General features: G+C 60.7%; 15 protein-coding genes and 1 tRNA gene. 11 read left to right on the forward strand and 5 right to left on the reverse strand.

The features are described 5' to 3' along the window. Positions 1-44: 44 nt before the first annotated feature. The 3 genes from CFE47_RS23015 to CFE47_RS23025 all read left to right on the forward strand — a co-directional run bounded on the left by CFE47_RS23015 (position 45) and on the right by CFE47_RS23025 (position 4,082). A complete protein-coding gene (locus CFE47_RS23015) occupies positions 45-2,783 on the forward strand; it encodes a TonB-dependent receptor (protein ID WP_286840693.1) in 2,739 nt (912 codons plus the stop codon). A 72-nt stretch (positions 2,784-2,855) separates the two neighbouring features. Continuing rightward, positions 2,856-3,650: an energy transducer TonB family protein gene (locus CFE47_RS23020; RefSeq protein ID WP_286840694.1), complete on the forward strand. Its 795-nt coding sequence runs from the start codon at positions 2,856-2,858 to the stop codon at positions 3,648-3,650. Between the two features lie 75 nt (positions 3,651-3,725). Then, positions 3,726-4,082 carry a DUF2784 domain-containing protein gene (locus CFE47_RS23025; protein WP_286840695.1) on the forward strand — a complete coding sequence of 119 codons (357 nt, stop codon included), beginning with the start codon at positions 3,726-3,728 and terminating at the stop codon, positions 4,080-4,082. On the opposite strand, the gene CFE47_RS23030 is transcribed toward CFE47_RS23025, so the two are convergent. Further along, positions 4,069-5,037: an NAD-dependent epimerase/dehydratase family protein gene (locus CFE47_RS23030; protein WP_286840696.1), complete on the reverse strand. Its 969-nt coding sequence runs from the start codon at positions 5,035-5,037 to the stop codon at positions 4,069-4,071. The two genes, CFE47_RS23025 and CFE47_RS23030, sit on opposite strands and share 14 nt — an antisense overlap. 93 nt (positions 5,038-5,130) lie before the next feature. Here CFE47_RS23030 and CFE47_RS23035 point away from each other — a divergent pair, with 93 nt between their 5' ends. The 5 genes from CFE47_RS23035 to CFE47_RS23055 all read left to right on the forward strand — a co-directional run bounded on the left by CFE47_RS23035 (position 5,131) and on the right by CFE47_RS23055 (position 8,846). Continuing rightward, positions 5,131-6,015: a LysR family transcriptional regulator gene (locus CFE47_RS23035; protein ID WP_286840697.1), complete on the forward strand. Its 885-nt coding sequence runs from the start codon at positions 5,131-5,133 to the stop codon at positions 6,013-6,015. Positions 6,016-6,069: 54 nt separating this feature from the next. Further along, on the forward strand, positions 6,070-6,648 hold the full coding sequence (locus tag CFE47_RS23040; RefSeq protein ID WP_286840698.1) for a DUF4337 domain-containing protein: 579 nt from the start codon (positions 6,070-6,072) through the stop codon (positions 6,646-6,648). A gap of 86 nt (positions 6,649-6,734) precedes the next feature. After that, positions 6,735-7,394, forward strand: a complete 660-nt coding sequence (locus CFE47_RS23045; RefSeq protein WP_286840699.1) for a M24 family metallopeptidase — start codon at positions 6,735-6,737, stop codon at positions 7,392-7,394. Positions 7,395-7,403: 9 nt separating this feature from the next. After that, positions 7,404-7,757 (forward strand): gamma-glutamylcyclotransferase family protein, encoded by a 354-nt coding sequence (locus CFE47_RS23050; RefSeq protein WP_286840700.1) that lies wholly within the window; start codon positions 7,404-7,406, stop codon positions 7,755-7,757. 48 nt (positions 7,758-7,805) lie between these two features. Next, on the forward strand, positions 7,806-8,846 hold the full coding sequence (locus CFE47_RS23055; protein WP_286840701.1) for an EamA family transporter: 1,041 nt from the start codon (positions 7,806-7,808) through the stop codon (positions 8,844-8,846). A gap of 82 nt (positions 8,847-8,928) precedes the next feature. On the opposite strand, the gene CFE47_RS23060 is transcribed toward CFE47_RS23055, so the two are convergent. Continuing rightward, positions 8,929-9,018, reverse strand: a tRNA-Ser gene (locus CFE47_RS23060). Positions 9,019-9,340: 322 nt separating this feature from the next. Here CFE47_RS23060 and CFE47_RS23065 point away from each other — a divergent pair. The 3 genes from CFE47_RS23065 (at position 9,341) to CFE47_RS23075 (ending at position 12,063) form a co-directional block, all read left to right on the forward strand. After that, entirely contained in the window at positions 9,341-10,033 is a 693-nt protein-coding gene (locus tag CFE47_RS23065) for a crotonase/enoyl-CoA hydratase family protein (protein WP_185703325.1), read from the forward strand. Positions 10,034-10,246: 213 nt separating this feature from the next. Further along, positions 10,247-10,969 (forward strand): lysophospholipid acyltransferase family protein, encoded by a 723-nt coding sequence (locus tag CFE47_RS23070; protein WP_286840702.1) that lies wholly within the window; start codon positions 10,247-10,249, stop codon positions 10,967-10,969. Positions 10,970-11,091: 122 nt separating this feature from the next. Continuing rightward, complete coding sequence (locus CFE47_RS23075) at positions 11,092-12,063, forward strand: magnesium and cobalt transport protein CorA (RefSeq protein ID WP_286840703.1); 972 nt, start codon at positions 11,092-11,094, stop codon at positions 12,061-12,063. On the opposite strand, the gene CFE47_RS23080 is transcribed toward CFE47_RS23075, so the two are convergent. The 3 genes from CFE47_RS23080 to CFE47_RS23090 form a co-directional block, all read right to left on the reverse strand. Further along, on the reverse strand, positions 12,060-12,785 hold the full coding sequence (locus CFE47_RS23080) for an amidotransferase (RefSeq protein ID WP_185703319.1): 726 nt from the start codon (positions 12,783-12,785) through the stop codon (positions 12,060-12,062). The genes CFE47_RS23075 and CFE47_RS23080 overlap by 4 nt on opposite strands. Before the next feature lie 109 nt (positions 12,786-12,894). Continuing rightward, positions 12,895-15,042 (reverse strand): 3-hydroxyacyl-CoA dehydrogenase NAD-binding domain-containing protein, encoded by a 2,148-nt coding sequence (locus CFE47_RS23085; protein WP_286840704.1) that lies wholly within the window; start codon positions 15,040-15,042, stop codon positions 12,895-12,897. A 16-nt stretch (positions 15,043-15,058) separates the two neighbouring features. Then, positions 15,059-16,264: an acetyl-CoA C-acetyltransferase gene (locus CFE47_RS23090; protein ID WP_286840705.1), complete on the reverse strand. Its 1,206-nt coding sequence runs from the start codon at positions 16,262-16,264 to the stop codon at positions 15,059-15,061. Between the last annotated feature and the right edge of the window lie 293 nt (positions 16,265-16,557).

The following is a 16,557-nucleotide window of genomic DNA, read 5'->3' on the forward strand; positions in this document are numbered from 1 at the left end:
GTATTGCGAATGAATCGCAATACAAAACACTAAGGCGATGAAACATGGGTCACCGATCACCCGCACCGCTGGCACTGGCCATCTTGTGCGCTGCCATCCACAGCGCAATTTTCCAGCCCTCCCTGGCATTGGCGGCCGATAGCGCAGGCACGCCGAGTGATCAGGCGACCCGTTTCTTCGACATCCTCGCCCAACCGTTGACGACTGCGCTGAGCACCTTCGCCCGCCAGGCCAACTTGCAATTGGGCCTGCAAGCCGGGCTGGTGGACGGCCTGCAATCCCAGGCCGTGCGCGGCAACTTTACCCAGGAACAAGCGCTGCAACGCCTGTTGGGTAATGCGCCAGTGAACTGGAAGATCGACAGCCAGCGCAGCCTGATCCTCAGCCGCCGCGATGCCTCCAACGCCGGCCTGGACGATCTCGACGACGCCGAATTACTCGGCCCGGTGACCATCAAGGGCGGCGAAACCAGCCGTTTGACCGGCACCGCCGCAGAGGTCTACACCAAGGCTGGCTCGAGCGTGTTTATCTCTGGCGAAACCATCAACCGTTTCCGTGGATCTTCCCCGGCCGACATTCTCAAAGGCGTGCCCGGCGTGCAAACCGGCGACGCTCGCAATGGCGGCGCACTGGACGTGAACATCCGTGGTATCCAGGGCCAGAGCCGCGTGCCGGTGACCATCGACGGCAGCCAGCAAGCCATCGATGCCTACCGTGGCTACAGCGGTATGCAGCAACGCAGCTACATCGACCCCGACCTGATCAGCGAGATCCGCGTGGACAAGGGCCCCAGCCTCGGCGCCGATGCGGCGGGCGCCATCGGTGGCATGGTCAAGATGAAAACCCTGCAACCCAAGGACATCCTCAAGGAGGGCGAAACCTACGGCGTGCGCCTCAAGGGTGACCTGTCCAGCAACAGTGTCGATGCACCCGACACCTACAAAGCCACACCGCATCACGGCAGCAACGGCCTGCTCGGTTCCCCGGCGCATTCCGGCAGCGTGGCGTTCGCCAGCACCAGCGAGACGGTGGATTTTGTCGCGGCCTACTTCCAACGCCAAAGCGGCAACTATTACGCGGGTAAAAAGGGCTTCAAGAACTACCAGGTGTTTCAACAGGTGCGTCGATACGACCCGAAAACCCGGAAGTACATCTACGTCACCCAAGAGGCCAACACCGCGGCCAAGTTCTTCAAGCCTGACACTGAGGTGTTCAACACCGCGACCGACACTGAATCGGTGCTGCTCAAGGCGATCATCAAACCCGCGACGGACCAGAAACTGGAGTTGACCTACCGTTACACCGACGGCAAATATGGCGAAGTGATGCCGTCGCAAATCATCCGCAACACCAGCGGCAGCGTGCCGCAGTGGGACCCAGGCAGCATGCGCATCAACGCCTACACCGCACGCTACACCTACAAGCCAGAAGACAATCCGCTGATTGATTTGAGTGCCAACGTCTGGGCTACCAAAGCCCAGAGCGAAGCCTTCAACGGCCTGGTCACCGTGACGCCGCTGTTTGGTCATGACGACGATGCCGACCCGCTCGGCGATACCTACAAGGACGCGTTGCGCAACCGCACCAAGGACAAGCGTTGGGGTGTGGACCTGAGCAACACCTCGCGCTTCGACACCCGCGCCGGCAAGTTCGCCCTGACCTACGGCGGCTCCTATCAGACCGAAGACCTGGGCCCTGATGACAACTCGCCGGTGCTGCTGTCGGACTTGCAAAAGAACCGTTTTATCCGCAGTGGCGAACGCGAAGAAAGCAGCCTGGTGACGTCGCTTGAGTGGGCGCCAATCAACCGCCTGACCCTGACGGCGGGCGGCCGCTACAGCGCATTCAACAGCAAGGACCACAACCGCAAAGCCACTGCGGCCACGTTCGATGCAGACGACAACCCCACCAGCTACACCTTTGCGCCCCCCATCGAGCGCAAGGATCACGCCTTTGCGCCATCGTTTGGTGTGAAGTTGAACGTCACCGATAACAGCTTCGTCTACGCCAATTACAACCAAGGCGTACGCATGCCGAGCCTGTTCGAATCCACCCTCGGGTTGTTCACGGCCGCCGTGCCGACCGACGGCATCAAGCCTGAACGCAGCAAGAACTGGGAGTTCGGTGTCAGTACCCTGCACAACAGCGTGCTCACCGACGGCGACACGGCGGCCGCCAAGCTGGCGTATTTCAACAACAAGATCAAAAACTACATCACCCGCGACTACACCGACATTTTTGCCGGCAACCTGCAAAACGTCGACAGCTTCACGGTCAAGGGCATCGAGTTGCAAACCAGCTATGACATGGGGCGGGTGTTCACCGACATCTCCGCCACCTACTACTTGAACGCCAAGACCTGCGCGCCGGACATCGCGAAAAAACTGCGTGAAGAGGACAACTCCGCCACCCCCAACTGTGTCGACGGTGGCTTTCCGGGTTCCTACACCAATACCCAGAACCCGCCTAAATACTCGGTCAACACCACCCTGGGCAGCCGCTGGTTTGACAACCGTCTCGTGCTCGGCGGGCGCATGGTCTACAACAGCGCGCCCACCGCCAAACTCGACAAATCCTGGAACGACGGCATCACCACCAACCAGATGTACTACCGCAAGTCGGCGATCTTCGACCTGTTTGCCAGCTTCGAAATTGTCAAAGGCACCCAACTGGACTTCTCGGTACAGAACCTCACCAACGTCTATTACCTGGACCCGCTGGCCCAAAGCTTCATGCCCGCGCCAGGGCGAACGCTGCGCACCGGGTTGACCGTCAAATTCTGATAACGCCGCGGGTAAACCACGGGATGCCCTGCATGGGCATCCCGTTTTACGTTGATCTCTATTGATAAGCCCATGATGTCCAAGACTGCTCCCGACTACCTCAACCCACCGCGCAAGGCTTTGTGGAGCATTGCGACGCTGATCACCCTGAGCGTCTACGCCGCCCTCATCGCATGGTGGCTGCACACGCCCGTGGTGGCCGTGGCCGAAGCTGCGCCCGCTGCAATGATGATCGAACTGGCCGCCGCCCCCGTGGCCCAGGCCGTGGAAGAGGACCTGCAAGTAGCGCCCGACAAGGTGGTGCAGAAGCAGCTGAACGCACCGTCGGTAAAACCCGCGAAGGCGCTGCCGAAAAAGGTCGTGCCCGCAGCCCGACCGAGCCCGGCCAAGCAAGCCACCTCACCACTCAAGGATTCGGCCCAAGGCACCTACTCTTCCGCGCCCGAGCACGCCGCCGAATTTGCGAGCGCGCCACAAACGCCAGCCGAACCGTCCGCCCCCTCCGCCACCACCGCACCGCCCAAGCTCGACACACAGGTCGCTGGCAGCACCGCCGCGAACCAGTCCTCACGCGGCAGCGCCGACCCCGCGCAAAAGGTGCAATGGGAGGCCCAACTGCTGGCCCACCTGGAACGCTTCAAACGCTACCCACAAAACGCCCGCGACCGGGGCGACCGGGGTGTGGCGTATTTGCGCTTTGAAATCGACAGCAACGGCACAGTGCTCAGTGCCAGCATCATGCGGTCTGCAGGTTTTGCCGAACTGGACAGCGCCACGCTGGACATGATCAACCGCGCCTCCCCGGTACCTCGTCCGCCGGAGGGCGGCAAGACGCGGTTTACGGTGCCGGTGGTGTTTGCGAAGTAGGGCTTGCCTATAGCAACGGCGTCAAAGGGCAAGCTAATCTCGCGGGGATTTCCCACCCTGAAAGCGAACCCAATCATGCTTTACCGCTTAGCCGCCGACGGCCTGGTGCTGTTCCACCTGTGCTTCATCCTGTTTGTGTTGTTTGGCGGGCTGCTGGCGCTCAAATGGCGGCCCGTCATGTGGTTGCATCTGCCCGCCGCCGTGTGGGGCGTGGCCGTCGAAGTGTTTCACCTGCCCTGCCCGCTGACCCGTTGGGAAAACCTGTTCCGCCATCTCGCCGGGCAGGACGGCTACGGCGGTGGGTTTATCGAGCACTACATCCTGGCGCTGATCTATCCGGCTGGGCTGACCCCGAACATTCAATTGGCTTTGGGCGCGTTGGTGTTGCTGATCAATATCGCGGTGTATGTGCGCTTGATCAGGCGTTCTTAGGCAAGCAGCCGAGGCCGATCAACGTGGCTTCCACCGCGTGTTCCAAGGGCGTGTGAGGTTCGCTGCCAAGCACCTCGACCAGACGCTGGTTATCCATGCTCAGCGGGGTTTGCCACAGGTAACGCATTTCCTGCACTTCGCGGAAGGTCACTACAAAGGGCGCGGCCAGTTTCAGCAACCACCAAGGGAAGCTGCCAACGCTGGGTTGTTGGCCTGTCCTACGCAGTACCACACGCTGGATGGCCTGGACCATCTGCATGCCATCCCTGTCGACATGCCCGGCCATATGAAAACAGGCAAAAGCGTCGAGGCTTGCGCGGCGCTCCAGCAACGCAACCATAGTGCGGGCCACATCCGGCAGGTAGGCCCACTGATGCGCCACGCCGCGTGCGCCCGGATAACTCACGGTCGAAACAGGTTTACCTGGCTTGACCAACCCTTGGGAAAACCAACTGTTGGCAGCCTGAGCGCCAAAAAAATCCCCGGCACGTACGATCAGCACCCGCGCACCCTGGCGGGAAGCGTGGAGTAACCGCTGCTCCAGCTGCACCCGGATAGCGCCTTTGCGTGTTTGCGGATGTTGCGGCGAGTCTTCACGCAACACGGGAAACGCATCTGGCCCAAAGTTGTAGACCGTGCCGGGCAGCACGATTGTTGCGCCCTCAACAATGGCTGCCGCGATGGTGTTGTCGATCATCGGCAGCACCTGCTCGGCCCAATTGCGGTAGCCCGGTGGGTTCACCGCGTGCACGATCACCGCACAACCTCGGGCGGCTGCGATCACCTCTTCACGCTTGAGCGCATCCCCCTTGAGCCAGGCAAACCCTGGCTGCTGGCTGCGCGCCTTGTCGACATCCCGGGTCAATGCACACACCTCCCAACCTGCCGCCTTCAGTTGTCGCGCCACTTCACCGCCGATACCACCCGTTGCACCCAAGACCAGAACCTTGCTCATCACCGTCTCCCCTACCTGTTGATGAGCTCATTGTGTTGGTGGCCGCGCTATAGAGGAATTGTCGAAGACCATCCAGGCGCTATACATTTATGCATGGCATCAAATATTGGTTGGGAGCTTTACCGGTCGTTCCTCGGCGTACTCAAGGAGGGATCGTTGTCGGGGGCCGCGCGGCAGCTTGGCATTACACAGCCTACAGTTGGCCGGCACATTGCCGCGCTGGAAACGGCGCTGGGCGTGGTGTTGTTTACCCGCTCACCTACCGGGCTGCTGCCGACGGCAGTCGCCCATACGCTGCGTGACCACGCCGAAACCATGGCACGTACAGCCGCCGCCCTTGAGCGTGCGGCATCGGCCCAGGGGGACGAAGTGCGCGGCGTGGTGCGGGTGTCCGCCAGCGAAGTGGTGGGTGTGGAGATACTGCCGCCGATCCTCACGCAATTGCGCCAGCAACATCCGCATCTCAAGGTCGAATTGATCCTGACCAACCGCCTCAGCGACCTGCTGCAGCTGGAAGCCGACATCGCCGTGCGCATGGTCCGCCCCCGCCAGGAGCAATTGCTGGCGCGGCGTGTCGGCCTGATCGAAGTGGGCCTGCATGCCCGCGACGACTACCTGCAACAACACGGTATTCCCCAACACATGCAAGACCTGGCGGCGCACGCAGTGATTGGCTTCGACCAGGAAAACGCCTTTATCCGCAGCCTCGCCATCAAGGGCTTCGAACGCAGCACCTTCGCCCTCAGCAGCGACAGTGACCTGGCGCAATTGGCCCTGATCCGGGCCGGCGCGGGCATCGGCGGCTGCCAGGTGCAACTGGCCAAGCGCGATCCCCATCTGCATCGGGTTTTGCCCGAAGCCTTCGCGCTCAAGCTGGACACCTGGGTCACCATGCACGAAGACCTGCGCAACAGCCCGCGCTGCCGCGTGATGTTTGATGCTCTGGTGGAAGGTTTGCAGCGTTACGTACAGGCTTGAGACAGCTTCGCTGGTGAAGAATCAGACTCCCTCATTCCGTTCGCAGTCGCCGCCATGTCCGAAGCCTTCGAAGTCCCCAGCCCCCACGAAAAACACGTCGAACACACCACCGAACATGCCCACGGCCGCGGCGACAATTTCGCCAGCCGCATTGCCGTGATGACCGCGCTGATGGCCACCCTCGGCGCCATGCTCAGCTACCAGGCTGGCTCCACCGAAAGTGAAGCGGCAATGGACAAGAACAACGCCGCCATCATCAAGACCGAAGCGGCCAACCAGTGGAACTACTACCAGGCCAAATCCAGCCGACAGAACCTTGCGGAGCTGGCCACCCATATTCCCGGTGTCGATACGGCGCATTACAAGGACGAAATCGAACGCTACAAGAGCCAGAAGGAAGACGTGCGCAAGCAGGCCGAAAAGCTTGAGGCCACCTCCAGGGAATGGGATGAAAAATCGGAGCAGGCGCTGCACCAGCATCATCGTTGGGCCCAGGCGATGACGGCGATTCAGATCGCGATTTCGTTGGCGGCGATTACTTTGTTGACCCGGCGGGAATGGTTAAAGCGCATGTCGTATACAGCGGCAGGTGCGGCCGTAGTGTTGGGTAGCCTGGCGTGGCTACATATCTGACGCGCAATTTGCGTTTTGCTGCGCCACCACCGCGCTATATAGTAAAACGCATAACGACCCACATCATTTAGGCCGAGGACACGCTGGTGAGTGCACAACCCAAAGAAGCCGTAGGCGCCGCCTACAGTATTGAATCCATGCGCTACGCCCAGGCCATGACCTGGAAAGCCATCGAAAACCTCTCCCAGCGTATCCGCCCTGGCATGCTCGAATCCGAAGCCCGCGAGCTGGGCAAGCAGGTCCTCGCCGACCTCGACATGCAACGCATCTGGCACCCGCTGCTGGTGCGTTTCGGCGCCAACTCCCTCAAGACCTTCAAGCAACGCTCCGAAGGTGACCCGGTGCTGGGCGAAAACGATATTTTCTTCATCGACATGGGTGCCGTGTGGCAGGGCCACGAAGGTGACGCCGGCGCCACGTTCAGCACCGGCAACGACCCAGAAATGATCGCCTGCGCCAACGCCGCCAAAGAGCTCTTCGACCGCGTGCAAGCCCGCTGGAAAAACGACCAGGTCGTGGGCCTCGAGCTTTACCGCTACGCCGAAGAACAGGCCCAGGCCATGGGCTGGCAGCTGAACCTGGACATCAAGGGCCATCGCGTCAGCGACTTCCCCCACGCGATCCACCGTGGCGGCGATCTCGGCGACTTCGAGCACTACCCAAACGCCGGCCTGTGGATTCTCGAAATCCAGATCGCCCACCCGACCAAGCCCTACGGCGCCTTCTACGAAGACCTGCTGGCATAAGGAACCCCAATGGAACGCTCCACCGAATACCCCGTGCTGTTGTTTTCCTACGGCACGTTGCAGGACAAGGCCGTGCAACTGGCCAACTTCGGCAGGGAACTGGTCGGCCAACACGACGCCATGCTGGGCTATTCGCAAAGCTGGGTAGAGATCACCGACCCGCAGGTGCTGGCGAGCAGCGGCAAGACCCATCACCCCATCGTTGCACCGACCACCGAGCGAGGCGCCAAGGTTGAGGGGTCGGTGTTCCAGATCACCGACGCGGAGTTGGCAGCAGCAGACGCGTATGAGGTGTCGGACTACAAGCGAGTGGCGGTAAGCCTGTCGTCCGGGCTGACGGCTTGGGTGTATGTACAGGCATGAATAACACCGCATAAGTCGTATGATCGGAGTAACTCCCGAGGACCGCCCATGAACCTCAGCATCGTCTACGCCCTCGCCGCCGCCGCGCTCTTCGGCGCCAGCACGCCACTGGCCAAAAGCCTCGGGCTAGGCCTGTCGCCCATCCTGCTCGCCGGCCTGCTCTACCTCGGCAGCGGCGTCGGCCTCGCTGGCGTTCGCCTGGTGCGTGATCGCGGCTGGAAACCCACCGGGCTCAGCCCATCGGAATGGCCCTGGCTGCTCGGCGCCATCGCATTCGGCGGCATCCTCGGGCCAGTGGCGCTGATGTTCGGCCTGACGCGCACCGCAGGCGCAACCGCCTCCCTGATGCTCAACCTAGAATCGGTGCTTACCGCACTGATCGCCTGGCTGGTATTCAAGGAAAACGCCGACCGCCGCATCGTACTCGGGATGATCACCATCGTGCTGGGAGGTTTGGCGCTGTCCTGGTCTGACGGCAGCGGAGCCAGCCACGATTGGACAGGCCCCTTCGCGGTTGCACTGGCCTGCCTGTGCTGGGGCATTGATAACAACCTGACGCGCAAAGTGTCCGCATCTGACGCAGTGTTTATCGCAGGCGCCAAAGGCCTGATCGCGGGCCTGGTGAACTGCGGCCTGGCGCTGTACCTCGGCGCACAGACTCCTGCGCCGGCGCAACTCGTGCCGATCTTGCTGGTGGGCTTTCTGGGATACGGCATCAGCCTGGTCATGTTCGTGCTGGCACTGCGCGGGCTAGGCAGCGCACGCACGGGGGCTTACTTCTCGACAGCACCGTTCCTAGGGGCCGCGATTGCGTTGTTGGTGCTAGGGGAGTCGGTGACGTTTGCCTTCTGGATTGCCTCGGCGCTGATGGCAGTGGGCGTGTGGCTGCACCTGACGGAACGCCATGCCCATGAACATCAGCATGAAGCGACGGAACACGGGCATCGACATGTGCACGATGAGCATCACCAGCATGAGCATGGGTTTGAATGGGACCCGGCGCAGCCGCATAGTCATGTGCATTTGCACAGCCCGGTGCGGCATAGTCATGCGCATTTTCCGGATGTGCATCATCGGCATCGGCATTGAGGGGCGGGGATACTTTTTTGCCCCCTACAATCACAAAACCCCTGGTTTCTTTCGAAACCAGGGGTTTTGTTTACATCGAATTTGGCGGTGAAGGAGAGATTCGAACTCTCGATACAATTTCTTGTATACACACTTTCCAGGCGTGCTCCTTAAGCCACTCGGACACTTCACCGTATCTCGTCAAACCAGTTCAGTCTGTCGAGGCGCGCTAATGTAGTCGAAAGCCTTTCCGATGGCAAAGGTTTTTTTCAGAATTTTCATGCGGTTAGCGGGTTATGCCGTGACGCGCCCGGCAAGGGGCGGTGTTTCTGCCATTCTCGGGCATGTGCTGCATGCCTCTGGGGCAGTTGTTGGGCCCTGCCGTGGGCCGTGTAGCAGCCTGCGTGCGGGAAATGTCTGACTGGGTAGTCAGTCACGGCGCTTTACCGGGGCGGGCGTGGTGGGTAACGTCTGTGCATGCCCTTCTATAACAAGTCCCTACAAGGAACCGCGTCATGAGTGAGTTGATTGCCTACCACCTCGAAGACGGTATCGCGACCCTGACCTTGAGCAACGGCAAGGTGAATGCCATTTCTCCGGCGGTGGTCAGTGCGTTTAATGAAGCGTTGGACCAGGCGGAGAAAGATCGCGCGGTGGTGGTGATCACCGGCACGCCGGGGATTTTGTCCGGTGGTTATGATTTGAAGGTGATGACTGCTGGCCCCAAAGAGGCGATCGGCCTGGTGACTTCCGGCTCGACGCTGGCGCGTCGCTTGTTGTCGCATCCGTTCCCGGTGATTGTGGCGTGCCCTGGGCATGCGGTGGCCAAGGGTGCCTTCTTGTTGCTGTCGGCGGATTATCGGATTGGTGTGGAAGGCCCGTTCAGCATCGGCCTGAATGAAGTGGCCATCGGCATGACCATGCACCACGCCGGGATTGAGCTGGCGCAGGATCGCCTGAGCAAGGCGGCGTTCCAGCGCTCGGTGATCAACGCCGAGATGTTCGACCCGCAGGGCGCCGTAGTGGCCGGTTTCCTCGATAAAGTGGTGGCACCGGAGGAGTTGCACGCGGCGGCACTGGAAGCGGCGCGTCAGTTGAAGAAGATCAATATGAACGCCCACAAGCACACCAAACTGAAAGTGCGCAAGGCGCTGCTGGAGGCGTTGGATGACGCGATCATCCAAGACCAGGGCCACATTCTGAGCTAAGCCCTTACAGCTACAACGTTAAAGCCCGACCTAGTGTCGGGCTTTTTCTTACAAACAAACCAGCAATGTCCTTAGCCGCTCTAGCCGGGCGGTGTCAGTAGATGTTGAAACATGTACTTAAACATCGCCTATCTCCTACCTCTACCGGGCTAATTGCCGAATACAGTGCACATCCGTACACTGCGCCACCTTTTGTCTCGATAGGCCGTGTCGATGCTTTTCCTGTTACGTATGTTGTTGATGGGCCTGCATTTTATGATCGCTGGCGTGCTCGGCGTGCTGGTTGGCATCTGCCGGCCGTTCAACCCGGACAACAGCCGCGTTTGCGCGCGTCTCTATGCCGTGCCGGCCATGCGGATCCTCGGGTTGAATGTAAAGACCGACGTGGACTCGCTGCGCAATAAGCCTGGCACCTGTGTGGTTGTCGCCAACCATCAGTCCAACTATGACCTGTTTGTGTTTGGCAATGTGGTGCCCCATCGCACGGTGTGTATCGCCAAGAAGAGCTTGAAATGGGTGCCGCTGTTCGGTCAGTTGTTCTGGCTGGCGGGCAATGTGTTGATCGACCGTGGCAATGCGCACAAGGCGCGCCGGGCGATGCTCACCACCACCCACACCTTGCAACATGAGGACACGTCGATCTGGGTGTTCCCGGAAGGCACGCGTAACCTGGGCAAGGGTTTGCTGCCGTTCAAGAAAGGCGCGTTTCATATGGCGATTGCCGCCGGGGTGCCGATCGTGCAGGTGTGCGTGAGCAATTACGTTACGCAGATGCAGCTCAACCGATGGAGCAGTGGGGATGTGCTCATACGCTCGTTGCCACCCATTCCCACGGCTGGTATGACGGCGGATGACGTTCCGGGGTTGATGCAGGCGTGTCAGGCGCAGATGGAGGCGTGTATTGCTCAGATGGATCGGGAGTTGGGGGCGGTCTGATTGGGCGCGCGTTGCACCCCAGCGCGAGCAAACTCGCTCACTACAAAAGCCCATCCGCAAGGGAACGTCATTCAGGCTAAGCTGCCCAACACCTGTCCTCCCAATAAGAAGTGATCAGCACCATGGGTAGAGTTGTTGCGGCCGCTGTCTACAGCGCCGGTAAGAAAGTCAGGGATATCACCCTGGATGAAGGCGCGGCCTGGGCCGCCAAACCCGACCACTTTGTGTGGATCGGCCTGGAAGAACCCAGCGCCCAGGAGCTGGCCAACCTGCAACGCCAGTTCAACCTGCATGAGCTGGCCATCGAAGACGCCCTGGAAAAACACAGCCGCCCCAAGCTTGAAACCTTCGGCGATGCGCTGTTTATCGTCACCTATTCCCCAGTGCGCGAGAACGGCAAGCTGGAGTTTATCGAGACCCATATTTTTGCCGGCAACGGCTACATCATCACGGCGCGCAACGGCCACTCGGCGTCCTACGGTTTTGTGCGCCAGCGTTGTGAGGCGCGGCCATTGCTGCTGGAGCACGGGGAAGATTTCGTACTGTATGCGCTGCTGGATTTCGTCACCGAAAACTACCAGCCGGTCAGCGAAGCCATCCACGCCGAGATCGATGAGCTGGAGCGCAACGTGCTGTGCAGCTCGCTGAGCGAGCGCGACATACAGAACCTCCACGGCCTGCGCCGTGACGTGCTGCGGCTCAAGCGCTATGTGGCGCCGATGGTGGAGATCAGCCAAGAGCTGCAGAAGCTGAGCTTCCCGTTTATCGACAAGAACATGCGCCCGTATTTTCGTGACGTGCAGATCCACGTGACGCGGCAGATGGAGGACCTCACTACCTTGCGCGACATTGCCAGCCAGACCATCGAGATCGGTGTGCTGTTGGAGGCCTCGCGCCAGAGCGTGGTGCAGCGCAAGTTCGCCGCCTGGGCGGCGATCCTCGCCTTCCCCACGGCGGTGGCAGGGATTTATGGGATGAACTTCCAGAACATGCCCGAGCTGCAATGGCACTACGGCTACTTTGCGGTGCTCGGGTTTATTGCGGTGGGTTGCACCGGCCTGTGGGCCAGCTTCAAGCGGTCGGGCTGGCTTTAAGCCGCCGCGTCCGGCTTGTGTGCCACAAAGCGCATCATCCATTCCGCCACGGTGACGCCGTGGTGGTCATGTTCCAGGCTGGCCACACCGCGGGTGTAGATCTGCTCACCGAGGTTCTGCTGGCGAATATCCAACAGGGCGCGGGAGTAATCATGGATGAATTCCGGATGGCCTTGGAAGCACAGCACTTGGTCATTGATGTGGTAGGCGGCGAACGGGCAGAAATCGCTGGAGGCGATAACGGTGGCGTTTTCCGGCAGCGCGGTGACTTGGTCCTGGTGGCTGATCAGCAGCGTCAGCTCCTCCACCACCGGGCTGATCCACGGTGCCTTGGCGGCCATTTGATAGTTGTGGATGCCCACGCCCCAGCCCTGGCTGGCACGCTCGCTCTTACCGCCCAGCAGCAGCGCCAGCAGTTGGTGACCGAAGCAGATGCCCAGCAACTTGTCGCCACGCTCGTAGCGGTTTAGCAGGTAGGTCTTGAGGGTCTGGATCCACGGGTCGGTGCCGAATGAGTCGGCCTTGCTGCCGGTGACCAGATAAGCGTCGAACACTTGGTCGTCAGCGGGATAGTCGCCGTCCATCACGTTGTACACGGTGAACTCGGCCGCAATAGGCTGCTGGGAGAACAGACGCTGGAACATATGCCCGTAGCCCTGATATTGATCCACCAACTCCGGGCGCAGGACATCGGTTTCCAGAATGCAGACGCGTAGCGACATAAAAAATACCTGACACGGTGATGGGAATAATGCACACCCAAGCCTGCCTTGAAACCTGTCGGTAAAGCAAGTCCCCATGGGAGCGAGCGTGCTCGCTCCTACAGAGATATCACCGGAAGACTTCACCTCGTGCGGCTTTCTCCAGCAACAACGCAGGAGGCGCAAAACGCTCGCCATACTGCTCCGCCAAATAACGCGCCCGGGCGATGAAGTCGTCCAAACCGTACTGGTTGATGAACTGCAACGCGCCACCGCTCCACGCGGCAAAGCCGATGCCGAAGATGGAACCAACGTTGGCATCCGCCGTGGACATCAACACGCCCTCCTCCACACACCGCACGGTCTCGATGGCCTGGATAAACAGCAGACGGTCGCGCACATCCTGCGGCGAGATGCGTTGATCGGGCCGTTCAAAACGGTGTTTAAGCTCGGGCCACAGGTGCTTTGGGCCACCGGCGGGATAGTCGTAAAAACCGCCGCCCGCCGCCTTGCCCGTGCGCTTGTACTCGTTCACCAACAAGTCGATCACCGCCGTCGCAGGATGGCTCGGCACGGCCTTGCCTTCCGCCTGCAGATCCTTGGTCGCCTGCTGTCGGATATGGCTCATGAGGCTGAGGGATACTTCATCCGACACCGCCAACGGCCCCACCGGCATGCCGGCCTTGCGTGCTTCGGTCTCGATCATTGGCGCGGCCACGCCTTCACCGAGCATGGCGATGCCTTCGTTGGTAAAGGTGCCGAAGACGCGCGAGGTGAAGAAGCCGCGACTGTCGTTGACCACAATCGGGGTTTTCTTGATTTGCAGTACGAAGTCGAAACCCCGGGCCAGGGTTTCATCTGACGTTTGGACTCCCTTGATGATCTCCACCAAGGGCATTTTGTCCACTGGGCTGAAAAAATGCAGGCCGATGAATTTGCTCTGGTCCGGCACCGCCTTGGCCAATCCGCTGATGGGCAAGGTTGAAGTGTTGGAGGCGATGACTGCATCGGCGCCGACCACGCCTTGGGCAGCAGCGGAGACTTTGGCTTTAAGCTCGCGGTCTTCAAACACCGCCTCGATGATCAGGTCGCAACCGGCCAGATCGGTATCGGACGCCGTGGGAAGAATCCGCGACAGGATGGTTTCGCGCTGCTCGGCGGCCAATTGCCCACGGCTGACCTTCTTGTCCAGCAGCGCTGCCGAATGCGCCTTGCCCTTCTCGGCCGCCGCCAGGTTGATGTCCTTGAGCACCACTTCGATGCCCGCACTGGCGCTGACATAAGCAATGCCTGCCCCCATCATCCCGGCGCCCAACACACCGACCTTACGCGTCACATAGGGCGCAAAACCTTGCGGTCGCGAACGGCCTGCGTTGATCTCATTGAGCTGGAACCAGAAGGTGCCAATCATGTTTTTCGCCACTTGGCCCGTCACCAGTTCGGTGAAATAACGGGTTTCGATCAGGTGTGCGGTGTCGAAATCCACCTGCGCGCCTTCAACGGCAGCACAGAGAATCTTCTCCGGGGCGGGGAAACAACCGTTGGTTTTGCTGCGCAAGATCGACGGTGCAATGGCAAGCATCTGCGCCACCTTCGGGCTCGATGGCGTGCCGCCGGGGATCTGATAAGCCTTGTTGTCCCAAGGCTGCTTGGCCTCAGGGTTGGCCAGAATCCACGCGCGGGACTTGGCCAGCAGCTCGTCGCGGTCTGCTGCAAGCGCATGAATCAATCCGGCTTGCAGCGCCTGCTGTGGTCGCACCTTTTTGCCTTCCAGCAAATACGGCAAGGCCTTTTCCAACCCCAGCATGCGCACCATGCGCACCACCCCGCCGCCGCCCGGCAGCAAGCCCAAGGTCACTTCCGGCAGGCCAAGTTGCACCGACTTGTCGTCCAGCGCGACCCGGTAATGGCACGCCAGGCAAATCTCCCAACCGCCGCCCAAGGCCGCACCGTTGATTGCGGCCACCACCGGTTTGCCGAGGGTTTCCAGGCGGCGCAGCTGCGCTTTCAATACCAGCACGCCGTCGTAGAAATCCTTGGCATGGGCCTTGTCGACCTTGATCAACTCATTGAGGTCGCCGCCGGCAAAGAACGTCTTTTTAGCCGAGGTGATGACTACGCCGGCCAGCGTGTCTTTTTCCGCCTCCAGACGTGTAACGGTGGCGGCCATGGCTTCGCGGTACGCACCGTTCATGGTGTTGGCGCTCTGGCCGGGCATGTCGAGGGTCAGCACCACGATCTGGTCCTGGCCTTTTTCGTAACGAATGGCTTGGGTCATGACAAATTCCTTGGGCTCAGAGGCGTTCAATAATCGTGGCGATGCCCATCCCACCACCGACACACAGGGTGGCCAGGCCGTAGCGCTGTTGGCGCGCCTCCAATTCATCGAGCAAGGTGCCCAGAATCGCGCAACCCGTAGCGCCCAGCGGGTGGCCCATGGCGATGGAGCCACCGTTGACGTTGACCCGCCCGGCATCGATGCCCATGTCCTTGATGAACTTGAGCACCACCGACGCGAACGCTTCATTCACTTCAAACAGGTCGATGTCCTCGACCCGCAGGCCGGCCTTGGCCAAGGCCTTGCGCGTAGCGGGCGCGGGGCCGGTGAGCATGATGGTCGGGTCGGTGCTGGTCACCGCTGTCGCGACGATGCGCGCCCTGGGCTGCAAGCCCAACTCGCGGCCCTTCGCCTCTGAGCCGATCAACATTAGCGCCGCGCCGTCGACAATGCCGGAACTGTTGCCCGGCGTGTGCACATGGTTGATGCGCTCCACATGGCTGTAGACCCGCAATGCGGTGGCGTCGAAGCCCATTTGCCCCATCATCTCAAAGCTCGGCTTGAGCTTGCTCAAGCCGTCGAGGGTGGAGTCGGCGCGGATAAATTCATCGTGGTCCAGCAGCACAATGCCGTTCTGGTCCTGCACCGCGATCAGCGATTTGTTGAAGGAACCGTCTGCGCGGGCCCTGGCGGCTTTCTGCTGGGAATGTAAGGCGAAGGCGTCGACGTCCTGGCGGGTGAAGCCTTCGAGAGTGGCGATCAAATCCGCACCGATGCCTTGAGGGGTGAAGTGGCTGTGCATATTGGTCTGCGGGTCGAGCACCCAGGCCCCGCCATCACTGCCCATGGGCACGCGGGACATGGACTCGACGCCACCGACCACCACCAGGTCTTCGAACCCGGAACGCACTTTCATCGCGCCAAGGTTCACCGCTTCCAGGCCCGAGGCGCAGAAGCGGTTGATTTGCACGCCGGCGACGCTGATGTCCCAGTCCGCCACTAAGGCGGCGGTCTTGGCGATGTCGGCGCCCTGGTCGCCTATCGGGGTGACGCAGCCGAGGACGATGTCATCGACTTGATGGGTATCGAGGTCGCTGCGTTGGGCCAGCGCGGTGAGCAAGCCGGCCACCAGGTTTACCGGTTTGACACTGTGCAAGGCGCCGTCGGCCTTGCCTTTGCCACGGGGCGTGCGTATCGCATCAAAGATCAAAGCTTGGGTCATGACGTCCTCGAACCGCTGTGCGTGTGTGCCCCTACCTTAGGCCCGATTGACACGGTTTCAATGACGGATGCGCTCATTGCTTTTGACCCTCTCGCTCGGACGAACGGTAGGCACCCGACGCCATTGGGTGATTAATCGTTTTAGCTGTCTAGCCAAGGGTCTGGCGCCAAGATGGCGTTAGGCCTCATGCCGTTTTAAGCGCAAATTCCGCTTAGCTGATATGAAATGGATCTAAGCCACGCAGAACGAGGGCTCTAAGGTTGAATCAGTAGGAGGTTGCTGCCGGGTTTTGC

The organism is Pseudomonas sp. PGPPP1, from assembly GCF_002255865.1.
GTDB classification, from domain to species: Bacteria; Pseudomonadota; Gammaproteobacteria; order Pseudomonadales; family Pseudomonadaceae; genus Aquipseudomonas; species Aquipseudomonas cremoris.

Bases quoted from the DNA above. Each gene is read 5' to 3' on its own strand.
- CFE47_RS23090 (WP_286840705.1), bottom strand. From the start codon at position 16,264: ATGACCCAAGCTTTGATCTTTGATGCGATACGCACGCCCCGTGGCAAA.
- CFE47_RS23025 (WP_286840695.1), top strand. From the start codon at position 3,726: ATGCTTTACCGCTTAGCCGCCGACGGCCTGGTGCTGTTCCACCTGTGC.
- CFE47_RS23015 (WP_286840693.1), top strand. From the start codon at position 45: ATGGGTCACCGATCACCCGCACCGCTGGCACTGGCCATCTTGTGCGCT.
- CFE47_RS23030 (WP_286840696.1), bottom strand. From the start codon at position 5,037: ATGAGCAAGGTTCTGGTCTTGGGTGCAACGGGTGGTATCGGCGGTGAA.
- CFE47_RS23070 (WP_286840702.1), top strand. From the start codon at position 10,247: ATGCTTTTCCTGTTACGTATGTTGTTGATGGGCCTGCATTTTATGATC.
- CFE47_RS23055 (WP_286840701.1), top strand. From the start codon at position 7,806: ATGAACCTCAGCATCGTCTACGCCCTCGCCGCCGCCGCGCTCTTCGGC.
- CFE47_RS23035 (WP_286840697.1), top strand. From the start codon at position 5,131: ATGGCATCAAATATTGGTTGGGAGCTTTACCGGTCGTTCCTCGGCGTA.
- CFE47_RS23080 (WP_185703319.1), bottom strand. From the start codon at position 12,785: ATGTCGCTACGCGTCTGCATTCTGGAAACCGATGTCCTGCGCCCGGAG.
- CFE47_RS23050 (WP_286840700.1), top strand. From the start codon at position 7,404: ATGGAACGCTCCACCGAATACCCCGTGCTGTTGTTTTCCTACGGCACG.
- CFE47_RS23065 (WP_185703325.1), top strand. From the start codon at position 9,341: ATGAGTGAGTTGATTGCCTACCACCTCGAAGACGGTATCGCGACCCTG.
- CFE47_RS23020 (WP_286840694.1), top strand. From the start codon at position 2,856: ATGATGTCCAAGACTGCTCCCGACTACCTCAACCCACCGCGCAAGGCT.
- CFE47_RS23075 (WP_286840703.1), top strand. From the start codon at position 11,092: ATGGGTAGAGTTGTTGCGGCCGCTGTCTACAGCGCCGGTAAGAAAGTC.
- CFE47_RS23040 (WP_286840698.1), top strand. From the start codon at position 6,070: ATGTCCGAAGCCTTCGAAGTCCCCAGCCCCCACGAAAAACACGTCGAA.
- CFE47_RS23085 (WP_286840704.1), bottom strand. From the start codon at position 15,042: ATGACCCAAGCCATTCGTTACGAAAAAGGCCAGGACCAGATCGTGGTG.